Source organism: Nocardioides astragali, from assembly GCF_024436375.1.
Taxonomy (GTDB): Bacteria; Actinomycetota; Actinomycetes; order Propionibacteriales; family Nocardioidaceae; genus Nocardioides; species Nocardioides astragali.
This window is the reverse complement of sequence record NZ_JAFMZM010000001.1, coordinates 216528-237218: the sequence shown is the minus strand read 5'-3', so window position 1 is coordinate 237218 and position 20691 is coordinate 216528. Positions and strand designations below refer to the sequence as shown.

Sequence of the window (20691 nt, the reverse complement as noted above, 5' to 3'; positions counted from 1 at the left end):
TACGCTCGGACCATGTGCCGCAACATCCGACCGCTGAACAACTTCGAGCCGCCGGCCACCCGTGACGAGGTCACCGCCGCCGCCCTGCAGTACGTCCGCAAGGTGGCGGGCACGACCAAGCCCTCGCAGGCCAACGAGGAGGTGTTCTATGCCGCGGTGAAGGAGATCGCGCACATCACCGAGCACCTGCTCGAGGACCTGGTCACCACCGCTCCCCCGAAGAACCGCGACGTGGAGGCCGAGAAGGCCCGAGCCCGCGCCCAGCTCCGGTACGGCACGTGACCCTCAGCCCGGCTGGCGGCGTCACGGCCACGGCGGTCGACGCCGCGCTCGACCTGCTCGCCACCCGACCCCTGGTCGTGCTGACCGGTGCCGGGCTGTCCACGGACTCGGGGATCCCCGACTACCGCGGGCCCGGGTCTCCGGCGCGGACGCCGATGACCTACCAGGAGTTCGTCGGCAGCCCGCAGGCGCAGCGGCGCTACTGGGCTCGGTCGCACCTGGGCTGGCAGCGGATGGGCCGTGCCGTCCCCAACGACGGCCACCGCGCTCTTGCGGCGCTCGACCCCGCGCTGCTCATCACGCAGAACGTCGACGGCCTGCACGAGGCGGCAGGCTCGCGCCGGCTGGTGGCGCTGCACGGACGGGTCGCGGACGTCGTCTGCCTGTCCTGCCGCTCGACGTCGTCCCGCGAGCAGCTGGCCCGGGCGCTCGACGAGCTCAACCCCGACTGGCTCGCGCGTCACGGCTGGGTGGCGTCGCGACCCGACGGCGACGTCGACCTCGACGAGACCGACGACTTCGTGGTGCCCGCGTGCGAGTGCGGCGGCCCGCTCAAGCCCGACGTGGTCTTCTTCGGGGAGAACGTCCCTGCCGACCGGGTGGCCCGCTGCTACGCCGCCGTGGAGGCGCTGGGCACCGAGGGCGCCCTGCTGGTCGCGGGCTCGTCGCTGACCGTGATGAGCGGGCTGCGGTTCGTGAAGCGGGCGGCCGCGGGAGGTACGCCGATCGTCATCGTCAACCGCGGACCGACCCGCGGCGACGCGCTGGCGACGTACAAGCTCGAGGCGGGGTGCAGCGAGTTCCTGGGCGACTTGTCAGGCTCTCGCTGAGGTTGTCAGGCCGTGCCCGGGCCGACAACTTCAGCGATCCCTGGCTGACCGGGGATCGCTGATCCACAGCTCAGCGACGCACGAAGATGTGCGCGGCCGCTTCGAGCACCAGCTCGGCGGTCTCGCCGCCTGACCCGATGAGGATGCCCTCCTCGGTGCGCGCGATCGTGACGGTCCGGCCCGGCAGGGCGCCGACGCGGCGCAGGAGGCCCATCAGCTCCTCGTCCTTCTGCATCTCCTCGGAGATCCGCTTGACGTGGACCAGCTGGTCCTCCGAGACCGCGGCGACCGAGAGCGGCTCGACGTTGTCCATGAACTCCTCGCCGCCCACGTCGCCGAGCTCGTCGAGTCCCGGGATCGGGTTGCCGTACGGCGACTCGGTGGGGTGGTCGAGCAGCTCGAGCAGCCGCCGCTCGACGGTCTCCGACATCACGTGCTCCCAGCGGCAGGCCTCGGCGTGGACGAGCTCCCAGTCCAGCCCGATGACGTCGGTGAGCAGCCGCTCGGCGAGGCGGTGCTTGCGCATCACCCGCGTCGCGAGGCGCTGCCCCTCCTCGGTGAGCTCGAGGTGGCGGTCGCCCTCCACGGTCAGCAGCCCGTCGCGCTCCATGCGCGCGACCGTCTGAGACACGGTGGGACCGGACTGGTGCAGGCGCTCGGCGATGCGGGCGCGGAGCGGGACGATGTCCTCCTCCACGAGCTCGTAGATCGTGCGGAGGTACATCTCGGTGGTGTCGATCAGGTCGCTCACGGGGGTCATTGTGTCCCATGTCCTGTGTTCCACGTCCCACGTCCCGCTCAGGTGGTCGCACGACGACGCGACGACCCCCTCTGGCGAGCCACCTCAGCGATTGCTCCTTGCGGCAGTCCACGGCCAGATCCTCTGCAACGATCAGACGCGCACCGGACATAGGGGAGGCATGACCGTCACGGATGAATCGCGGGAGCACGTCTTCGGGACGCTCTACGACGCCCACTTCGACGCGGTTCTCGGATATGCCCTGCGCCGCACGGCCCGGCCGGAGGACGCGGCCGACATCGTCAGCGAGACGTTCCTCGTGGCCTGGCGGCGACTGCAGCACGTGCCGAGGGACGCGGCGCAGCTGCCCTGGCTGTACGGCGTGGCGCGGCGAGTGCTGGCCAACCAGCGGCGGGGTGACCAGCGGCGCCACCGTCTGGGTGCTCGCCTGAGGCGCGACCTCGCTGCCGTCGTGCCCGACATCAGCGAGCGGGTCGCCTTCGACCAGACAGTGGTGGCCGCCATGGCGCGCCTCAGCGCCCGGGACGAGGAGGTCCTGGCACTGCACCTGTGGGAAGGCCTCGAGGCGCGGGAGATCGCCGAGGTGCTGGGCCAGCCCGCAACCGTCGTACGACCTCGCCTGTCCCGCGCCAGGGCTCGCCTCCGCGAGGTGCTCGGCAACGATCGGCCCTTCGCCGGACATCCACCAGATACTCAACCGATCCCGATCCTGAAGGAGGAGCGATGACGCCGCGACCCACCGACGAGGCCGTCGCAGCGCTGCCCCTCCGGGCGGCTCGGGCCGAGCTCCTGGAGGAGATCATGTCCACACCCGTCACCGAGACCCGACCTGAGACGACACGCGAGCCCCACCACCGCCGGTGGCTGGTCCCGATCGCCGCCGCCGCTGCAGTCGCGGCCCTCGTGGGCGTCCCCTCCTGGCTGCTGGCCGGACCGGAGGAGGCCCGCGAGGCCCCCGCGTCCTCCCCGTCGGCTCCCGCCACGCCGGGCGAGTGGGTCGCGCTCGAGGCCGAGGGGTGGACCGTGACGTACGTCGCGGGCGCGCTCGGCGAGCGCGAGGTCCGCTACGAGAACGGCGACGCGGCGCTGGACGTCCACCTGCGGGCAGCGAGTTCTTACGACACCTACGTCGAGGACCGGCAGCTGATCGACGCCCCGAAGATTGACCCCGGCACGCCCGTGCAGCTCCTGGGGTCCGAAGCCCGGTTGTGGCCCTACTCCGCCACCGACCACACCACCATCGGAGCGGTCGCGGGCAAGGTCTTCCCCGAGATCCGTGGCTCGGGGATGGACCGGGCGTCCTACGTCGAGCTCCTCGGCCGACTGGCCTGGACGGACGAGGCGACCTTCGAGGCCCGCCTGCCCGAGGAGTTCGTCGCCGACGACGAGCAGGACGCGGTCGTCGCCGAGATGATGGCCGGGATGGCAACACCCAGCGGGTTCGAGGTGCCGGCGTTCGAGGAGAAGGACCGCTACCAGCTGGGCGCCAAGGTCTCCGGTGCCGTCGCGTGCGCCTGGCTCGACATCTTCGCCGAGGCCAGGTCTGACGGTGACCGGGAAGCCGCCCGCGGTGCCGCCGGCGCCCTGGCCGACAGCCGCCGGTGGCCGGTGCTCCAGGAGATGAAGGCGGAGGGCGACTATCCCGAGGTGATCTGGCAGTTCGCCGACGAGGTCGGCGCCGGTCGCGTCCCCGAGGGCTACCAGGACGGTCTCGGCTGCCCGTGACGGGCGGAGGTTGCCCCTCCATCGGACGTGACGTTCGTGGCACAGTGAGGCCGGTGAGCGAGCTGATCGTGCCGCGGCGCTTCTGCGGACCTCCCGACTCGGGGAACGGCGGCTGGACGGCGGGCGCCCTGGCGGCCCTGGACGACGCCGACTCACCCGGCAACCGGTGCGACGCGGGATTCGGCGGTGCCGCGATCGCCACGGCGACGCGGGTGGAGCGCGCGCTGGTCGAGGTCGACCCCGTCGCTCCAGACGTCGCCGCCTCCGCGGAGGCGTCGTACCCCGGACACGACTTCCATCCGTTCCCCACCTGCTTCGCCTGCGGCACCGGGCGGGAGGAGGGCGACGGGCTGCGGATCTTCCCGGGCCGCGTCGGCGCCGGACCGCACGGCGTCGTGGTCGCCGCGACCTGGACGCCGCACCCCACCCTCCGCGAGGACTGGCACACGTACGTCGACGAGCACCCGCGCGGGTCGGTCGCCACGACCTGGGCCGCGCTGGACTGCATCGGCGGATGGGCCGGCGACCTCGCCGAGCGGCTGATGGTGCTCGGCCGGATGACCGCACGGGTCGACGACCTCCCCGTGATCGGGGAACCGCACGTGGTGGTCGGGGAAGGACGCGGCCAGGACGGCCGCAAGACGTTCACGGCCTCCACGCTCTACGACTCCGACGGGCGTGTCGTCGCCACCGCTGAGCACACCTGGATCGCCGTGGACCCGGGGCTGTTCGGTGGTCGGACGTCCACGCGGCGGAGTTGACCGGCCGCGGGGCGGCTTTGAGAGGATGTCCCGCATGGCCGTTTTGAACGATCCAAGCACGCACTGGTGGCGTCACGCCGTCGTCTACCAGGTCTACGTCCGCAGCTTCGCCGACAGTGACGGCGACGGCATCGGCGACCTGCCCGGCATCACCTCGCGCCTGCCGCACATCGCCGAGCTGGGCGCGGACGCGCTCTGGATCACCCCGTTCTACACCTCGCCGCAGCACGACCACGGCTACGACGTGGCCGACTACTGCGACGTCGACCCGCTGTTCGGGTCGCTGGGCGACGCCGATGCGCTGATCGCCCGGGCCCACGAGCTCGGCCTGCGTGTCGTGGTCGACCTCGTCCCCAACCACACCTCCGACGAGCACGAGTGGTTCCAGGCGGCGCTGGCCGCCGGTCCGGGCAGCCCCGAGCGGGCGCGCTACATCTTCCGCGACAGCCCGGACGGACCGCCCAACAACTGGGGCTCGGTCTTCGGCGGCCCCGCGTGGACCCAGGTCGAGGACGGCCAGTGGTACCTCCACCTCTTCGACTCCACCCAGCCCGACCTCGACTGGCGCAACCCGGAGGTCCCGGCGATGTTCGAGGACGTGCTGCGCTTCTGGCTCGACCGCGGCGTCGACGGCTTCCGGGTCGACGTGGCCCACGGACTCTTCAAGGAGGCCGGCCTGCGCGACCAGGTGCTCGCCGAGGGCGCGGCCGCGAGCTCCGGGCAGGTGAACACCGACCACTCTATGGTCTCGCGCGAGCTCAAGGACGAGCCGATGTGGGACCAGCCGGAGGTCCACGACGTCTACCGCTCGTGGCACCGGCTCCTCGACGAGGCCGGCCCCGACCGGATGGCCGTCGCCGAGGCCTGGACCCAGACGCCGGAGTCCATGGCGGCGTTCGTGCGTCCCGACGAGCTCGACCAAGCCTTCAACTTCGCGTGGCTGCTCACCGACTGGTCGGCCGAGGCCTTCGCCGATGTCATCACCAGCACCCTCGCCGCCGTCGCGCCGGTCGGGGCCTCGCCGACATGGGTGCTCAGCAACCACGACGTCGTACGCCACGTCACCCGCTACGGCGGCGGTGCGCAGGGCCTGGCCCGCGGGCGCGCCGCGACGCTCACCATGCTGGCCCTGCCCGGCTCGAGCTACCTCTACCAGGGTGAGGAGCTCGGTCTCGAGCAGGTCGAGGTCGCGCCCGAGGACCGCCAGGACCCGTCCTACCTCCGCACCGGCGAGGCCGGCCGCGACGGGTGCCGGGTGCCCATCCCGTGGGGTGGCACCGAGCCGCCGTACGACTTCGGCCCCGGCTCGTCGCAGCCGTGGATCCCGCAGCCCGCGGACTGGGCGCCGCTCACCGTGGCCGCGCAGGCCGCCGACGCCGACTCCACGCTGGCGTTCTACCGCGACGCCCTGCGGGTCCGCCGCGAGTTCGCTTGGTCGGCCGGGGACGAGGTGGAGATGCTCGACCTCGGCGCGGGCGTGCTCGCGTTCCGGCGCGGACCGCTGACGGTCCTCCTCAACTGTGGCGCGGCCGCGGTCGAGCTGCCCGAGGGCGAGCTGCTCATGGCGAGCGGGCCGGTCGACGGGAAGCTGCTGGCCGACACGGCTGCCTGGCTTCGCTGACCGCGGCCGCGGGTCAGGTCAGTCGTCGGAGAGGGCGGAGTTGTAGGCCGCCAGCTGTTCGGCGAAGGCGGCCAGCTCGGCGTCGCTCCAGTCACCCAGCCGCTGGTCGAAGCGCTCGCTGCGGCTGCGACTCATCGCCGCCAGCCGCGCACGGCCATCGTCCGTGGCGTCGAGGAGGATGGCCCGCCGGTCCTCCGGGTCGGGGCGGCGCTCGACCAGTCCGAGGTCGACCAACGCCTGCACCTGCCGGCTGACGCCGCCTTTGTCCATGCCGAACGCGTCGGACAGGTCCGCTCCCCGCAGCGGTCCGGAGGCCGCGAGGTGGGCGAGGATGACGTACGTCATCGGGTGGAGATCGGGGTGAACCTCGCGGGCACGTTCGCCCATCACGCGCCTGACCCGGCGGATGAGCGTGCGGACCTCGGACTCGATGCGCCTGAGGTCGTCGTTCCTGGTGCTCACGATGCTGCTCATTCGTCCATGCGTGAGTCGGCCATGAGCTCATCATCGCGCTTGACCGAGGTGCGCAACGGCACCTCCTGGATGAAGAGCACCGCGATGAGCGCACCGAGCGCGAACGGGAGCGCCACCAAGAAGATGTGACCGGTGGCGTCGCCGAAGGCGCTCTCGAAGATCGCGCGGATCGGCGCCGGCATGCCCGAGACGTCCGGGATGCCACCGGTCTGATGGGCGACGTCCGAGGCGAGCTCTGGGTGCTCGGCCACCAACGCCCGCAGGCCGCTCTCGACGGCGTCGGCGACCTGGTGGGCCAGCACGGCGCCAAGCGCCGCGATGCCCACCGAGCCTCCGAGGGAACGGAAGAACGCGACGACCGACGAGCCGGCGCCCATGTCGGCGAGCGCGATGGTGTTCTGCACGGCGAGCACGAGGTTCTGCATGGTGGCGCCGAGGCCCAGGCCGAGGACGGCCATGAAGATGCCGGTGTGCCACAGCGGGGTGCCGGCGTCGATCGTGGCCAGGAGCGCGATGCCGGCGGTGACCGCGACCATGCCGCCCACGAGCCACCGCTTCCAGAGACCGGTCGCTGTGATGATCCTGCCGCTGAGGATGCTCGAGGCCAGGAGGCCGCCGACCATGCAGATCGACATCAGGCCGGCCTCGGTCGGGCTCATGTCCTTGGCCCGCTGGAAGTAGAGGCTGAGGTAGACCGTCGAGCCGAACATCGCGAGGCCGATCAGCATCGAGGCGACTGCGGCCAGGGCCAGCGTGCGGTCACGGAAGAGGCGCAGCGGGATCACCGGGTCGGTCGCGACGTTGGCCTCGACGTGGACGGCCGCCGCAGTGACGGCCACGGCGCCCACGACCAGCAGCGCGCTGGTCCAGGAGACCCAGTCGAAGCTCTGGCCGCCGAGGGACACCCAGATCAGGAGGACCGACACTCCGCCGACGAGCAGGAATGCGCCGAGGTAGTCGATCGAGACGTCGCGCCTGACGACCGGGAGCCGCAGCGTCTTCTGCAGGACCACGAAGGCGAGCGCCGCGACCGGAAGGCCGGCGAAGAAGCACCAGCGCCACCCGACCGTGTCCACCAGGACGCCACCGACCAGAGGCCCGCTGACCGTCGCGAGGGCGAAGACCGCCCCGATGTAGCCGCTGTAGCGACCGCGCTCGCGGGGGGACACCATCGTGGCGATCACCACTTGGACGAGCGCGGTGAGGCCACCGATGCCGAGGCCCTGGACGACCCGGGCGCCGATCAGGATCTCCATCGACGGCGCGAAGCCCGCGATCAACGAGCCGATGGCGTAGATCACCAGCGCCGACTGGACGAGCACCAACTTGTCGAAGAGGTCGGCGAGCTTGCCCCAGATCGGGGTGGTCGCGGTCATCGCGAGCATCGTGGCGACGACGACCCAGGTGTAGCCGGTCTGGCTGCCGCGGAGGTCGTCGACGATGGTGGGCAGCGCGTTGCTGACGATCGTGCTGGAGAGCATCGCGACGAACATCGCCAGCAGGAGGCCGCTCAGCGCTTCGAGCACCTGGCGGTGCGTCATCTCCCCGCTCTGCTCGGCGGTGATGGTGGGGGCCTGGGTCACTGCGTTCCTTCGATCGGCTGCGGCGTGGTTGCGCATCACAATAGTTGCTCTCTACAACCATATCCCGCGGTTGGCGTCACCCCTAGTCGCCGCGTACGAGAGCCGCGCCACATCCCCGCGTCCCCCTGCGGGCGCACCCTCGCGCTTGAGTCGCTCAGAGACTCAACGCGTAGGCCGGGCGTGTCGCGCCCAGAGGACCTCCCCTCGCGCTTGAGTTCCTCAGAGACTCAACGCGTAGGCCGGGCGTGTCGCGACGAGAGCGGCCCTCGGTCTGACGAGCAGACAGGCCGGGAAAAGCAGCGACCCGCAGGCCTGCTGCCCCTCGGAAAGGGGCCCCGGGGGATGACACCGGGGGCCTGCGGGTCGGGTGACTGCTGTGGTTTCGCCGGCAGCTGTCGGCGTAGCCGGGCTGCCTAGCGGGCAGCCACCTCACTCATCCGAAAAGAACTCATTCTTCGGATCACCTCCTTTCCGTGTGCGACCACCGTACGTCGGCACGCGGACGGCCTCAATGGATTAACGGGGCTCAGCCCACCGCCTCCTCGACCGGCGCCTCGAACTGCGACCGATAGAGCCGGGCGTACGCCCCTCCGGTCTCCAGCAGCTGCTCGTGCGAGCCCTGCTCGACGATCGAGCCGTCCTCCATCACCAGGATGAGGTCGGCGTCGCGGATCGTGGAGAGCCGGTGGGCGATCACGAACGACGTACGGTCCGAGCGCAGCGCCGCCATGGCGTGCTGCAGCAGCAGCTCGGTGCGGGTGTCGACCGACGACGTGGCCTCGTCGAGGATCAGCAGCGCCGGGTCGGACAGGTTCGCGCGGGCGATCGTCACCAGCTGCCGCTCGCCGGCCGACAGGTTGGAGCCGTCCTCGTCGATCACCGTGTCGTAGCCGTCGGGCAGCGAGTGCACGAAGCGGTCCACGAACGTCGCGCGGGCCGCCTCGAGGATCTGCCCCTCGGTGGCGTCGGGACGGCCGTAGGCGATGTTGTCGCGGATCGTCCCGGCGAAGAGCCAGGTGTCCTGCAGCACCATCCCGATCCGGCTGCGCAGCACGCCGCGCGGGATCGAAGCGATGTCCACGCCGTCGATCAGGATCCGCCCCGACTGGGGGTCGTAGAAGCGCATCACCAGGTTGACCATCGTGGTCTTCCCGGCGCCGGTCGGGCCGACGATGGCGACGGTGCTGCCGGGCTCCGCCACCAGCGACAGGCCAGTGATCAGCGGCCTCTCGGGGTCGTAGGAGAACGCGACGTCCTCGAAGTGGACCTCGCCGTGCGCGTCCGACGCCGCGGCGGGGCTCCCCTGCTCCTCGACCGGCTCCTCCGGGGCGTCGAGCAGCTCGAAGACCCGCTCCGCCGACGCGACGCCGGACTGCAGCAGGTTGAGCATCGACGCGACCTGGGTCAGCGGCTGGGTGAACTGGCGGGAGTACTGGATGAAGGCCTGCACGTCACCGAGCGACATCGTGCCGCTGGCGACCCGGAGTCCGCCCAGGACCGCGATGACGACGTAGTTGAGGTTCCCGACGAACATCATGATCGGCATGATCAGGCCGCTCACGAACTGGGCGCCGTACGACGCCTCGTAGAGCTCCTCGTTCTGCTCGGCGAACACCCGCTCGGACTCCGCCTGGCGGCCGAAGACCTTGACGATCGAGTGGCCCGAGAACGTCTCCTCGATGTGGGCGTTGAGCGTGCCGGTGCGTCGCCACTGCTGGATGAACAGCCCCTGCGAGCGCTTCATCACCGCGCCGGTGACCCACATCGAGATCGGGACCGAGACCAGGGCCACCATCGCCAGCAGCGGCGAGATCCAGAACATCATCGCCAGCACCGCGAAGACCGTCAGCAGCGAGTTGAGCATCTGGCTCATGGTCTGCTGCAGCGTCTGGCTGATGTTGTCGATGTCGTTGGTGACCCGGCTCAGCAGCTCGCCGCGCGGCTGCTTGTCGAAGTAGCCCAGCGGCAGTCGGTGGACCTTGTCCTCGACCTCCGAGCGCATCCGCAGCACGGTGCCCTGGACGACGTCGTTGAGCAGGTAGCCGCCGAGCCATGACAACAGCGACGCCGCGACGTAGACCGCCAGCACCACCATCAGCACGTCGGCGACCGCGGCGAAGTCGACGCCGTCGGTCAGCCTCATCGACTCGAGCATGTCGGCCTGGTTGGTCTCGCCCTGGGCGCGCAGGGCCTCGATCGCCTGCTCCTTGGTCGCGCCGCCGGCGAGCACGTCCTTGCCGATCAGCCCGGCGAAGACGAGGTCGGTCGCCCGGCCCAGGATCCACGGCCCCACAGCGGTGGCGCCGACGCTGAGCAGCGTCAGGACCAGGACGGCGTACGCCTTGTGGCGCTCGGGGTGCAGCCGGGCGAGCAGCCGCCTGAGCGAGGGCCAGAACGTGTCGGCCTTCTGGCCGATCATCCCGCCACCCATCGGCCCGCGACCGGGACCGCCGGGACCCGTCTGGACGCGCTCGGTCTCCTTGAGCGTGCCGGGCTCGGCCTGCGCCTCGACGTCGGCGGTCATGCCACCTCCTCCGCGGTGAGCTGGGACGCGACGATCTCTCGGTAGGTCGAGCAGTCCTCGAGGAGCTCGTCGTGGGTGCCGGTGCCGACGACGGCTCCGTCCTCCATCACCACGATCCGGTCGGCGTGGCGGATGGTCGCGACCCGCTGCGCCACGATCACCACCGTCGCGTCGCGGGTCACCGGTCTCAGCGCGGCGCGCAGACGTGCGTCGGTGGTCAGGTCGAGCGCCGAGAACGAGTCGTCGAAGAGATAGATGCCCGGTCGGCGGATGACGGCACGGGCGATCGCCATGCGTTGGCGCTGGCCGCCGCTGAGGCTCGACCCGCCCTGCGTGATCTCGGCCTGGAGCCCGTCGGGCATGGCCTCGACGAACTCCCTGGCCTGGGCGATCTCGAGAGCCGCCCACATCTCGTCCTCGGTGGCGTCGGGCTTGCCGTAGCGCAGGTTGTCGGCGACGGTCCCCCGGAAGAGGAATGCCTTCTGCGGCACGAGCCCGAGCCGCGACCAGAGCGTCTCGGGCTGCAGGTCGCGTACGTCGACGCCGCCGACGCGGACCGTCCCACCGGTGGCGTCGAAGAGGCGGGGCACGAGGTTGACCAGGGTCGACTTGCCGGCGCCCGTCGAGCCGACGACGGCCACCGTCTCACCGGGTCCGGCCGCCAGCGACACCCCGCGCAGCACGGGCTCGTCCGCCCCGGGGTAGGCGAAGGTGACGGCATCCAGCTCGAGGGTCAGCCGGTCGGGGAGGTCGGTGACCGGCTCGGCGGGCGGCACCACCGACGACGCGGTGTCGAGCACCTCGGTGATCCGGTCGGCGCAGACCGTGGCACGCGGGACCATCATCAGCATGAACATCGCCATCATCACCGACATGACGATCTGCATCAGGTAGGAGATGTAGGCGGTCAGCGCGCCGACCTCCATGTGGCCGCTCTCGACCCGGTGTCCGCCGAACCACAGCACCCCGACGGTCGCCACGTTGGCCACGATCATCACGGTGGGGAACATCGCAGCCTGCCAACGGCCGGCGCGGATGGCGACCTCGGTCAGCTGCTCGTTGGCGTCGCGGAACCGCTCGGTCTCGTGCTGCTCGCGGACGAACGCGCGCACCACGCGCACGCCGGTGATCTGCTCGCGCAGCAGGCGGTTGACCTCGTCGATGCGCTCCTGCATCAGCCGGAAGCTCGGCACCATCCGGCGCACCAGCAGGCCGATCGAGATGCCCAGCACCGGCACCACGGCGAGCACCAGCCAGGACAGGCCGACGTCCTCGCGGGCCGCCATGATGATGCCGCCTACCATCATGATCGGCGCCGCCACCAACAAGGTGCCGGCCATCAGCACGAGCATCTGGACCTGCTGCACGTCGTTGGTCTCGCGGGTGATGAGCGAGGGTGCGCCGAACTGCTGCACCTCGCGCGCGGAGAAGGTGCCGACCCGGTGGAAGATCGCGGCGCGCAGGTCGCGGCCGAAGCCCATCGCGTTGCGCGCGGAGAACCACACGGCCACGACGGAGCAGAGGATCTGCACGAGGGACACGACGAGCATCAGGCCGCCGTGGCGCACGATGTAGCCGGTGTCGCCGGTCACCACGCCCTTGTCGATGATGTCGGCGTTGAGGCTGGGCAGGTAGAGGGCCGCCATGGTGCCCACGAACTGCAGCGCCACCACCGCGGCGAGCGGTGCGGCGTACGGCTTGAGGTAGGTGCGTACGAGCCTCACGAGCAGCATCAGGAGTCCTTCCTCAGCACGCCGTCGAGCAGTGTCCCCACGATCTGCTCGGGCGTGAGGATGTGCCCGTCGCTGATGTGGGGGTGGGTCCCGGAGAAGGTCAGCATCCGGAGCATGTGGACGAGCTGGACCGGGGTGCAGGTGAGCTGGTCGGCGTCGCCCTCGACCACGGCGACCATGATCTTCTCGGCGCGCCGCCGGCCTGCCTCCATCTGCTGGTGAGACTTGGGCGGGCCGACCATCCCCATCGCAGTCATCAGCAGGAAGATGCCCCGGAAGCGTTCCTGGAGGTGCCTGCAGAGGTCCGTCAGCCTGGTCCGCAGGTCCTGGTCCAGGTCGATCGACTGCAGGTCGGCGAGGAACGGCTCCATGTCGAGGGCCTTCTCCACGGCAGCGGTCACGAGGTCGTCCTTGGAGTCGAAGACCCGGAAGATCGTGCCCTCCGCGACCCCGGCTGCGTCGGCGATCTGCTTGGTCGTGACGGACCGACCGTGCTCGAGCAGCAGGGGGATGGTGGCCTCGACCAGCGTCTCGCGCCGGTCCTCGGGAGTCATGGGCCGCGCGCGAGGAGTCACCCTGCGATCCTAAGTGAGTGAGCACTCACTCACAAACGGATTTCGGCGCGACGGCTACGGCGCGAGCCGCTCGACCACCCACCCGGCACCGGAGCGCCGGTAGACCAGCCGGTCGTGCATCCGACCGGGCCGGCCCTGCCAGAACTCTACGGCCTCGGGCACGACGCGGTAGCCGCCCCACTCGGGCGGCACGGGCACGTCGCCGTCGCCGAAGCGCGCCTCCATCGCGGCGTACGACTCGGCGAGCTCGGCGCGCGACGCCACCGGGCGCGACTGGGCCGAGGCCCACGCGCCGAGCTGCGCGCCGCGCGGTCGCGACCGGAAGTACGCCTCCACGCGCGCAGCGTCGAGCACCTCGGCGACCCCGTCGACGCGCACCTGGCGCTCGAGCGGGTGCCAGGGGAACAGCAGCGCGCACCGCGGGTTGGCCGCGAGCTCCTCACCCTTGCGCGACGCCTGGTTGGTGAAGAAGACGAACCCCTCCGGCCCCACGCCCTTGAGCAGGACCATCCGGCTCGACGGTCGCCCGTCCGGCGTCGCGGTGGCGAGCACCATGGCGTTGGGCTCGTGCACGCCGGCACCGACGACCTCGCTGATCCACCGCTCGAACATCTCGATCGGGTCGTCGGCCAGGTCGGGGAGGTCGAGGCCTCCCCGGGCGTACTCCTCGCGCAGTCCGGTGAGGTCCATGTCGCCGAGGGTAGCGCCGGGCGGGCCAAACCAGGGGTGCACAATGAGCCGTCCCGTGCTGCCCTCCGGGACTCCCGATCACTGAGGAGTGGCATGACCGAGATCCAGCACGGCCTCGAGGGTGTCGTCGCGTTCGAGACGCAGATCGCCGAGCCCGACAAGGAGGGCTCCGCGCTGCGCTACCGCGGCGTGGACATCGAGGACCTCGTCGGCCGGGTGCCCTTCGAGAAGGTCTGGGGACTCCTCGTCGACGGCGCCTACGACCCCGGCCTGCCGCCCGCCGAGCCTTACAACATCTCCATCCACACCGGCGACGTCCGGGCGGACGTCCAGGCCGCGGTCGCGATGCTCGCGCCGATGCTGGGCATGGGCCAGACCTACGACATCTCCGACGAGCAGGCCCGCCTCGACCTCTCCCGCGTCGCCGTCATGGTGCTCTCGTACGCCGCCCAGTCGGCGCGCGGCCTCGGCCGGCCGGTCGTCACCCAGACCGAGGTGGACACCGGCACGACCCTCGCCGAGCGGTTCCTGATCCGCTGGCGCGGCGAGGCCGACCCCCAGCACGCCCACGCCATCGATGCCTACTGGTCCTCGGCGGCCGAGCACGGCATGAACGCCTCGACCTTCACCGCCCGGGTCATCACCTCCACCGGCGCGGACGTCGCCGCCGCGTTCTCCGGCGCCATCGGCGCCATGTCAGGCCCGCTGCACGGCGGCGCGCCCTCGCGCGTGCTCGGCATGATCGAGGAGGTCGAGAAGCGCGGCGACGCGTCGGCCTACGTCAAGGAGCTCCTCGACAACGGCGAGCGGCTGATGGGGTTCGGGCACCGGGTCTACCGCGCCGAGGACCCCCGCGCACGGGTGCTGCGGCGCACGGCCAAGGAGCTCGACGCACCGCGCTACGAGGTGGCCGTCGCCCTGGAGAAAGCCGCGCTCGAGGAGCTTCGGGAGCGTCGACCCGACCGCGTGCTGGAGACCAACGTCGAGTTCTGGGCGGCCATCGTCCTCGACTTCGCCGAGGTCCCCTCGCACATGTTCACCTCGATGTTCACCTGCGCCCGCACCGGCGGCTGGTCGGCGCACATCCTGGAGCAGAAGACCACCGGGCGGCTCATCCGGCCGTCCGCGGTCTACGCAGGCCCGAGCACCCGTGCGGCCAGCGAGGTCGAGGGCTGGAACGAGGCCTGGGGCCGCTGACCCGCACCGCCGGTCGCGGAAGGACGAAGCCCTGTCACGGGACCACGGACGCCAGCGCCGGCTGAGCGAGGTACCACGACGTCTTGCCGCGCGCGCCCTTGCGCGTCAGCGAGATGTGCATGTGGTCGCGGTGGCGCAGCGTCGGTGAGCAGGTCCGGCGGGTGCGGCAGCCCGAGCTGAGGTAGCGCTTGGGCTCGAAGCCGTCGTACGCCGCGTACATGTGGTCGTCCCAGATGACGTACATGATCCCCATCCGGCGGGCCAGCGCATGCGGCTCGCCGGTGTCGTCCGGGGCGAGGATCTCGTCGAGCAGCGCGGCCGCGAGCGCCTGGTCGGCCTCGACGCGCGCGTCGAGGATCCAGTCGAAGGCGCGCGACTCCTTGTGCTCACTGGTGCTCGAGCCCTCGCACGACCGGCTGATCGTGCCATAGCCCCCGCCGCGGGCGACGAGCCAGTCGGCCAGCATCAGGACACCCGTCTTGGGCGTTCGGAGGCAGGTCGTCTGCGGCTGGTAGCCGGCGTAGGGCTCGACGGGCATGAGGTAGGGCGCCGAGGAGGTGACGGTGTCCCGCCCGTCCTTCGCGGAGGCGGCGAGCGAACCGCTCAACGTCATGGCCAGCGCCAGGCTCAGGGAGACGGAGAGCAGGATGACGGCACGCACGATCGCCCCCATGTCGACGCCCCATCTTCCCCTGAGATCACTTCCGGCTCAGTGACCGTAGGTGCCCCACCAGCCACCGTCAGTGGATTGCTCGAACATCAACGCTGTAGTTCACCGTGCCCTTTCGGACCGGAGACCCGGACCTCCACACCAGCCGGCGTCAGCGTCCGTCGAGGGAGCAGGCCGGAGTGCCGCCCGGCAGCCGTGAGCGATTGGCGGCGACCCAGCGGTAGACGCGTCGGGCGACCGGATCGACCGGCCGACTCGTCATCAGTCGGCCGACGAGCCGCCACGGCACCGGGCCGGTGGCGAGGATCGCGGCGAAGGCGCGGTGGCCGTAGTCCACGCGACCGTCCGGGTGGACGTAGGGCATCTCGACCAGGGCCCGTTCCTCGTCGACGCCCAACGCCGCGAGGTCGACCAACTGCAGCGTGGCGCTGTCGACGTCGACCCCTAGCCGTGGCACCAGCGCGGCGGTGCGCATGCAGAAGCCGCAGTCGGCGTCATTGAGCATCAGTCCGCGGTCCACGTCCCCAGACTACGGCGACGACCTCACCCGGCGGACGTGATCCGCCGACCGAAGCAGCGGCTCAGGTCCGAGCCGCAGTAGTAGCCGAAGCCCGGGATCGGCTCGTAGCCGGAGGAGAGGTAGAGCGCGATGGCCTCGGGCTGCTTCATCCCGGTCTCCAGCACCAGGGCCTCGATGCCGGCAGCCGCGGCGGTGGTCTCGAGGTGGGCGAGCATCCGGCGGGCCAGTCCCCGGCGCTGCGCGGCTGGGACGACGTACATCCGCTTGATCTCCGCGGTGACCTCGGCGCGGAGCGCCTTCACCGAGCTGCGCCGCCAGGCGCCGGTCGCGACGGGTGCACCATCGAGGTAGCCCACGAAGAACTGGCCGAGCGGGTCCTCGAAGTCGGCCGGGTCGACGGGCGACTCGTCCTGGCCGCCGTAGCGCGCGACGTACTCGGCCTGCACGGCCTCGATCAGCGACTGGGCGTCCGGGTGCGTGATCGGCACCCGCTCGATCACGAGGTGGTCCCGGGCCGTGTCGTCCAAGGCGCTGCCGTCCAGGGCGTTGCCGTCCAGGCTGGTGTTCACGAGAGCTCCCCCGACATGAGACGTGCTTGGGCGGATGCCACAATAGGCGCCTCTGACAGCGTCGTCAGGACCACCGTCCCGCTCCACGTGAGGTTTCTCCATGACCGACGCCCCGCACGATCAGACACTGCAGATCCCCGCCGAGCTCCTCCCGGCCGATGGCCGCTTCGGCGCGGGTCCGTCCAAGATCCAGACGAGCCACCTCGACGCGCTGGCCGCGACCGGCGACCAGCTGATGGGCACCTCCCACCGGCAGGCGCCGGTGAAGAAGACCGTCGGGCGGGTCCGTGAGGGACTGGCTGCGCTGTTCGACCTGCCGGAGGGCTACGAGGTCGTCCTCGGCAACGGCGGGGCGACCGCCTTCTGGGACATCGCCTGCTTCGGCCTGATCCGCGAGAAGAGCCAACACCTCGCCTTCGGCGAGTTCTCGTCCAAGTTCGCCACGTCGGCCAAGAAGGCGCCGTGGCTGGCCGACCCGACGGTCATCTCCAGCGACCCCGGCTCGCGACCGGACGCGGTCGCCGAGGACGGCGTCGACGCCTACGCCTGGGCGCACAACGAGACCTCCACCGCGGTGATGGCTCCCGTACGCCGTCCCGCGGACGTCGCCGACGACGCGCTGGTGCTCGTGGACGCGACCTCCGGCGCCGGCGGCCTGCCCGTCGACCTCAACGAGGTGGACGCCTACTACTTCGCGCCGCAGAAGTGCTTCGCGTCCGACGGCGGGCTGTGGATCGCGCTGATGTCGCCCCGCGCCCTCGCACGTGCCGAGGAGATCGCCGCGAGCGAGCGCTACGTCCCGCCGTTCTTCGACCTGCCGACCGCAATCGACAACTCGTCGAAGAACCAGACCTACAACACCCCGTCGGTGGCCACGCTCTTCCTGATGGCTGAGCAGCTCGACTGGATGAACGGCCAAGGTGGGCTCAAGGCGATGGTCGAGCGGACGACCGCCTCCTCGGACGCGCTCTACGGCTGGGCGGAGCGGACGTCGTACACGACCCCCTACGTCGCCGACCCGGCGGACCGCTCGCTCGTCATCGGCACGATCGACTTCGACGAGTCGATCGACGCCGCCCGGATCGCCGCGGTGCTGCGCGCCAACGGCGTGGTCGACACCGAGCCCTACCGCAAGCTGGGCCGCAACCAGCTGCGGATCGCGATGTACCCCGCGATCGACCCGGCCGACGTCGAGAAGCTCACCGGCGCGATCGACCACGTCGTCGAGAACCTCTGAGCCCGAGCGTCGTGCTCAGGCCGAGAGCAGCTTGAGCACGGCGCGCTCGAGCGCTGCCTGGCGTGCGTCGGCGGTGTCGTAGCGCGTCCGGACCTTGATCGTCCGGCCCCGCTCGTAGGCCTCCACCACGCGCGGGTCGACGTACGCCGTCCGCGCCAGCGTGGGGGTGTTGCCGAGGAACTCCGAGACCTCCCTCATGGCGCCGGACGCGGCGCGCTTGCGCGACGCCTTGGTCTCCCCCGGCTCGTCGGCCTCGGCGAGCGCGGCCGCCGCGATCACGGTCGCGTGCCAGGTGCGGAAGTCCTTGGCCGTGGCCTCGATCCCCATGCAGGTGCGGATGTAGGCGTTGACGTCGCCTGACCCCAGGTTGCGCCAGCGCCGACCGTCCTTCCACGCCAGGAGCTCCTCGCCCCCACGCCGGCGCCGCATCACGTCGAGCGCCCCGATCACGGCCTTGTCGTCGATGTCGATCTTGTGCTCGATGCCCGACTTGCCGAGGAACTGGAACCGCAGGGCCTTGCCGTGACGGCTGACGTGCTCCTTGCGCAGGGTGGTCAGGCCGAAGGAGCCGTTGGTGTCGGTGTAGACGTCGTTGCCGATCCGGAAGTAGCCGAGGTCGAGGAGTCGTACGGCGACGGCACAGGCACGTTCGAGCGACATCCCCTCGGCCTCGATGTCGGTCAGCACCCGCTCGCGGGCCTTGGAGAGCGCCTTGCCGAAGCGGAGGATCCGGTCGAACTTCGCGGCCTGGCGGCTGCTGCGCCACTGCGGGTGGTAGAGGTACTGCCGACGCCCGGCGTCGTCGGTCCCGACCGCCTGGAGGTGGCCGTTGGCGTGGGGCGTGATCCACACGTCCGTCCACGCGGGCGGGATCACCAGGTCCCTGCAGCGCTGGGCCTGCTCCTCGCCGAGTCGGTTGCTGTCCAGGTCGAGGTAGGTGAACCCCTTGCCGGACCGCCGTCGGGTCCAGCCCGGCTGGTCGGGGAACGTACGCCGCAGTCGAGGCACCCGGTGAACCTAGCGGGAGACCCTCGACCGCGGAGACACCCAGAGGGAGGAGACGGGCCAGCGCTCCGGATCGCGCATCAGGCTCCCACCACCGCGGCGATCTCGTCGTACGCCGCCCTGCCGAACGCGACGATGCGGGCCTCCTCGACCGCGGTCGGGGTGGTGCGCAGGGTCTCGACCGCGGCCCGCATCGCGTCCTCCCGCGGCCAGCCGTAGACGCCGGCACTCACCAGCGGGAAGGCCACCGTCCGGGCGCCGAGCTCGTCGGCGACGGCCAGCGCGCCGGAGTAGCAGGAGGTCAGCAGGCTGCGGTCCCGCTCGCCGGCGGCGTAGTTGGGGCCGACCACATGGATCACCCAGCGCGCAGGCAACCGACCGCCGGTCGTCCAGCCCGCGGCGCCGGTGGCCAGGCCGTCGGGGAAGCGCCGCTTGCAGTCCTCGAGCACCTCCGGCCCACCGGCAGCATGGATGGCCCCGTCGACCCCGAGGCCGCCGCGCATCCGACGGTTGGCGGCGTTGACGACCGCATCGACCTGCTGGGTGGTGATGTCGCCATCGACGACGGTGAGCCGCATCGCCTGCTCCTCAGTCCGCGACCGACCCGGGCTGCAGGACCCGTCGGGCGAGCTCGGCCTGGAGGTCGGTGAGCCGGTGCTCGGGCACGCAGACGGGCTCGTGGTCGTCGAGCGTGAAGGTGTAGACGTACATGTCGGGCCGGGGCGTGGGGTCCAGCGCAGGGTCGACGCCGGTGAGCCCGGCGTCGGCGACCAGGCCACGGAGCCCAGTCTGGGCGGGATCGTCGAGGTCGACCTCGGCCGACTCCGTCCGGCCGATGAATCCCCCGCTGCGCTCGACCCTCAGCCGAGCAGCGGCGACGGTGTCAGGCACGGCCTCCGGCACCGCCGCACCTCCGGTGGCGGCCGGCTCCACGCCGACCTGCGTCCACGCGTCGCGGACGACGTCGGCGTGCTGCCCGGCGGCTGCGACAGTGGCGGCGGCGAAGGCAGCGAAGTCGGCGTCCGCAGAGACGTCACCGCCGATGAGGGCGTCGTACCAGATCCGGCCTGCACCTTCGATCGCCGTGCCGCCGATGGCGACCGCGGCGAGCTGGAAGGCCTTGTTGGGGATGCCGGAGTTGAGGTGGACTCCGCCGTTGTCGGCCGTCGTCTCGACGAAGTCGTCCATGTGTCCGACCTGGGGATCGGCGCCGACCTCGGGGTCGTCGTAGGCCGTCCCGGGGGCCGCCATGTCGCGCAGCGCACGACCCCGGACCGACGCGGTGAAGATGCCCTCCCCGATCAGCCAATCGCCGTCGCCGGCCTCCTGGTCCAGCAGCCGCTGCTTGAGGCAGGACGCGAACACGTCGGCGACGGACTCGTTGAGCGCGCCCGACTGACCGCGGTAGGTCAGGTCGGCGGTGTGCTGGATGACCGCGTGGGAGAACTCGTGGGCCAGCACGTCGACCGGCTTGGTGAAGCGCTCGAAGACGCGGCCGTCACCGTCGCCGAAGACCAGCTGGTTGCCGTCCCAGAAGGCGTTGTTGTAGTCGGAGCCGTAGTGGACGGTGAGGCTGACCGGCGCGCCCGCGCCGTCGTGGGAGTCGCGCCGGAGGACCTCCGCGAACATCGCCAGGGTCGCCTCGATGCCGGCGGCCGCCTCGTCGACGGCGACGTCGCCTGTCTCGGGCTGACCTGCCGAGCGGGCCGGCGTGCCTGGCAGGGAGGTCGTCGAGCCGGCGTCGTGGACGGTCCAGGCGGGAGCGTCGAGGTCGACGGTCGCGGTGCCGGCCGAGCGAGCCCGCCCCTCCCGGCTCGCGCGCAGCGCCTCGTCGCGCGCGGCCTGCTCCGGCCCGTCGACGAGCTCGGCGAGCCAGGGCGGGATGAAGGTGCACCGGGGGGAGGTGTGGGAGGAAGGGGCCCGAGACGTCATGGG

21 protein-coding genes are annotated in these 20691 nt (G+C 71.2%); 8 read left to right on the top strand and 13 right to left on the bottom strand.

The features are described from left to right. Positions 1 to 12 precede the first annotated feature (12 nt). Both J3P44_RS01235 and J3P44_RS01230 read left to right on the top strand, forming a co-directional pair. A complete protein-coding gene (locus tag J3P44_RS01235; protein ID WP_255888410.1) occupies positions 13 to 282 on the top strand; it encodes a DUF2277 domain-containing protein in 270 nt (89 codons plus the stop codon). Next, entirely contained in the window at positions 279 to 1112 is an 834-nt protein-coding gene (locus tag J3P44_RS01230; RefSeq protein WP_255888409.1) for a Sir2 family NAD-dependent protein deacetylase, read from the top strand. Before J3P44_RS01235 ends, J3P44_RS01230 begins: the two co-directional genes overlap by 4 nt. Positions 1113 to 1182: 70 nt before the next feature. On the opposite strand, the gene J3P44_RS01225 is transcribed toward J3P44_RS01230, so the two are convergent. Next, the gene (locus J3P44_RS01225) at positions 1183 to 1863 is read right to left on the bottom strand and encodes an iron-dependent transcriptional repressor DtxR (RefSeq protein ID WP_255888408.1); all 681 of its coding nucleotides are present in this window, start codon (positions 1861 to 1863) and stop codon (positions 1183 to 1185) included. Between the two features lie 169 nt (positions 1864 to 2032). Between J3P44_RS01225 and J3P44_RS01220 the strand changes: the two genes are divergently transcribed. From J3P44_RS01220 to J3P44_RS01205, 4 genes are read left to right on the top strand one after another with little or no spacing between them, the layout of a single operon-like run. Further along, positions 2033 to 2599: an RNA polymerase sigma factor gene (locus J3P44_RS01220; protein WP_255888407.1), complete on the top strand. Its 567-nt coding sequence runs from the start codon at positions 2033 to 2035 to the stop codon at positions 2597 to 2599. After that, complete coding sequence (locus J3P44_RS01215; protein WP_255888406.1) at positions 2596 to 3597, top strand: hypothetical protein; 1002 nt, start codon at positions 2596 to 2598, stop codon at positions 3595 to 3597. The genes J3P44_RS01220 and J3P44_RS01215 overlap by 4 nt, the downstream gene beginning before the upstream one ends. 53 nt (positions 3598 to 3650) lie before the next feature. After that, a complete protein-coding gene (locus tag J3P44_RS01210) occupies positions 3651 to 4358 on the top strand; it encodes a hypothetical protein (protein ID WP_255888405.1) in 708 nt (235 codons plus the stop codon). 34 nt (positions 4359 to 4392) lie between these two features. Next, positions 4393 to 5979 carry a glycoside hydrolase family 13 protein gene (locus J3P44_RS01205; RefSeq protein WP_255888404.1) on the top strand — a complete coding sequence of 529 codons (1587 nt, stop codon included), beginning with the start codon at positions 4393 to 4395 and terminating at the stop codon, positions 5977 to 5979. A gap of 18 nt (positions 5980 to 5997) precedes the next feature. On the opposite strand, the gene J3P44_RS01200 is transcribed toward J3P44_RS01205, so the two are convergent. From J3P44_RS01200 to pdxH, 6 genes are all read right to left on the bottom strand, one after another. Continuing rightward, complete coding sequence (locus J3P44_RS01200) at positions 5998 to 6441, bottom strand: MarR family winged helix-turn-helix transcriptional regulator (protein WP_255888403.1); 444 nt, start codon at positions 6439 to 6441, stop codon at positions 5998 to 6000. Between the two features lie 8 nt (positions 6442 to 6449). Next, positions 6450 to 8036, bottom strand: coding sequence for an MDR family MFS transporter (locus tag J3P44_RS01195; RefSeq protein WP_255888402.1), 1587 nt, complete (start codon positions 8034 to 8036; stop codon positions 6450 to 6452). Between the two features lie 526 nt (positions 8037 to 8562). Then, positions 8563 to 10560 (bottom strand): ABC transporter ATP-binding protein, encoded by a 1998-nt coding sequence (locus tag J3P44_RS01190; RefSeq protein ID WP_305121859.1) that lies wholly within the window; start codon positions 10558 to 10560, stop codon positions 8563 to 8565. Next, positions 10557 to 12290: an ABC transporter ATP-binding protein gene (locus J3P44_RS01185; protein ID WP_255889147.1), complete on the bottom strand. Its 1734-nt coding sequence runs from the start codon at positions 12288 to 12290 to the stop codon at positions 10557 to 10559. The genes J3P44_RS01190 and J3P44_RS01185 overlap by 4 nt, the downstream gene beginning before the upstream one ends. A gap of 2 nt (positions 12291 to 12292) precedes the next feature. After that, on the bottom strand, positions 12293 to 12868 hold the full coding sequence (locus J3P44_RS01180) for a TetR/AcrR family transcriptional regulator (RefSeq protein ID WP_255888401.1): 576 nt from the start codon (positions 12866 to 12868) through the stop codon (positions 12293 to 12295). 54 nt (positions 12869 to 12922) lie between these two features. Further along, the gene (gene pdxH, locus J3P44_RS01175; protein ID WP_255888400.1) at positions 12923 to 13558 is read right to left on the bottom strand and encodes a pyridoxamine 5'-phosphate oxidase; all 636 of its coding nucleotides are present in this window, start codon (positions 13556 to 13558) and stop codon (positions 12923 to 12925) included. Between the two features lie 93 nt (positions 13559 to 13651). Between pdxH and J3P44_RS01170 the strand changes: the two genes are divergently transcribed. Then, on the top strand, positions 13652 to 14755 hold the full coding sequence (locus J3P44_RS01170; RefSeq protein WP_255888399.1) for a citrate synthase 2: 1104 nt from the start codon (positions 13652 to 13654) through the stop codon (positions 14753 to 14755). A gap of 34 nt (positions 14756 to 14789) precedes the next feature. Here the strand turns inward: J3P44_RS01170 and J3P44_RS01165 are convergent, their stop codons facing one another. From J3P44_RS01165 to J3P44_RS01155, 3 genes are all read right to left on the bottom strand, one after another. Further along, a complete protein-coding gene (locus J3P44_RS01165; protein WP_255888398.1) occupies positions 14790 to 15428 on the bottom strand; it encodes a VldE C-terminal domain-containing protein in 639 nt (212 codons plus the stop codon). A gap of 148 nt (positions 15429 to 15576) precedes the next feature. Continuing rightward, on the bottom strand, positions 15577 to 15945 hold the full coding sequence (locus J3P44_RS01160; protein WP_255888397.1) for a thiol-disulfide oxidoreductase DCC family protein: 369 nt from the start codon (positions 15943 to 15945) through the stop codon (positions 15577 to 15579). A 23-nt stretch (positions 15946 to 15968) separates the two neighbouring features. Then, on the bottom strand, positions 15969 to 16514 hold the full coding sequence (locus J3P44_RS01155) for a GNAT family N-acetyltransferase (RefSeq protein WP_255888396.1): 546 nt from the start codon (positions 16512 to 16514) through the stop codon (positions 15969 to 15971). Between the two features lie 100 nt (positions 16515 to 16614). Between J3P44_RS01155 and serC the strand changes: the two genes are divergently transcribed. After that, positions 16615 to 17751: a phosphoserine transaminase gene (gene serC, locus J3P44_RS01150; protein ID WP_255888395.1), complete on the top strand. Its 1137-nt coding sequence runs from the start codon at positions 16615 to 16617 to the stop codon at positions 17749 to 17751. Positions 17752 to 17766: 15 nt separating this feature from the next. On the opposite strand, the gene J3P44_RS01145 is transcribed toward serC, so the two are convergent. From J3P44_RS01145 to J3P44_RS01135, 3 genes are all read right to left on the bottom strand, one after another. Beyond that, positions 17767 to 18759, bottom strand: a complete 993-nt coding sequence (locus tag J3P44_RS01145; protein WP_255888394.1) for a DNA topoisomerase IB — start codon at positions 18757 to 18759, stop codon at positions 17767 to 17769. Between the two features lie 77 nt (positions 18760 to 18836). After that, entirely contained in the window at positions 18837 to 19334 is a 498-nt protein-coding gene (locus J3P44_RS01140; protein WP_255888393.1) for an O-acetyl-ADP-ribose deacetylase, read from the bottom strand. Between the two features lie 10 nt (positions 19335 to 19344). After that, positions 19345 to 20688 carry a protealysin inhibitor emfourin gene (locus J3P44_RS01135; protein WP_255888392.1) on the bottom strand — a complete coding sequence of 448 codons (1344 nt, stop codon included), beginning with the start codon at positions 20686 to 20688 and terminating at the stop codon, positions 19345 to 19347. Positions 20689 to 20691: the final 3 nt, after the last annotated feature.

Coding starts and splice junctions, on each gene's coding strand:
- pdxH (WP_255888400.1), bottom strand. CDS start 13,558: ATGGACCTCACCGGACTGCGCGAGGAGTACGCCCGGGGAGGCCTCGAC.
- J3P44_RS01135 (WP_255888392.1), bottom strand. CDS start 20,688: ATGACGTCTCGGGCCCCTTCCTCCCACACCTCCCCCCGGTGCACCTTC.
- J3P44_RS01190 (WP_305121859.1), bottom strand. CDS start 10,560: ATGACCGCCGACGTCGAGGCGCAGGCCGAGCCCGGCACGCTCAAGGAG.
- J3P44_RS01215 (WP_255888406.1), top strand. CDS start 2,596: ATGACGCCGCGACCCACCGACGAGGCCGTCGCAGCGCTGCCCCTCCGG.
- serC (WP_255888395.1), top strand. CDS start 16,615: ATGACCGACGCCCCGCACGATCAGACACTGCAGATCCCCGCCGAGCTC.
- J3P44_RS01205 (WP_255888404.1), top strand. CDS start 4,393: ATGGCCGTTTTGAACGATCCAAGCACGCACTGGTGGCGTCACGCCGTC.
- J3P44_RS01170 (WP_255888399.1), top strand. CDS start 13,652: ATGACCGAGATCCAGCACGGCCTCGAGGGTGTCGTCGCGTTCGAGACG.
- J3P44_RS01140 (WP_255888393.1), bottom strand. CDS start 19,334: ATGCGGCTCACCGTCGTCGATGGCGACATCACCACCCAGCAGGTCGAT.
- J3P44_RS01165 (WP_255888398.1), bottom strand. CDS start 15,428: ATGGGGGCGATCGTGCGTGCCGTCATCCTGCTCTCCGTCTCCCTGAGC.
- J3P44_RS01235 (WP_255888410.1), top strand. CDS start 13: ATGTGCCGCAACATCCGACCGCTGAACAACTTCGAGCCGCCGGCCACC.
- J3P44_RS01220 (WP_255888407.1), top strand. CDS start 2,033: ATGACCGTCACGGATGAATCGCGGGAGCACGTCTTCGGGACGCTCTAC.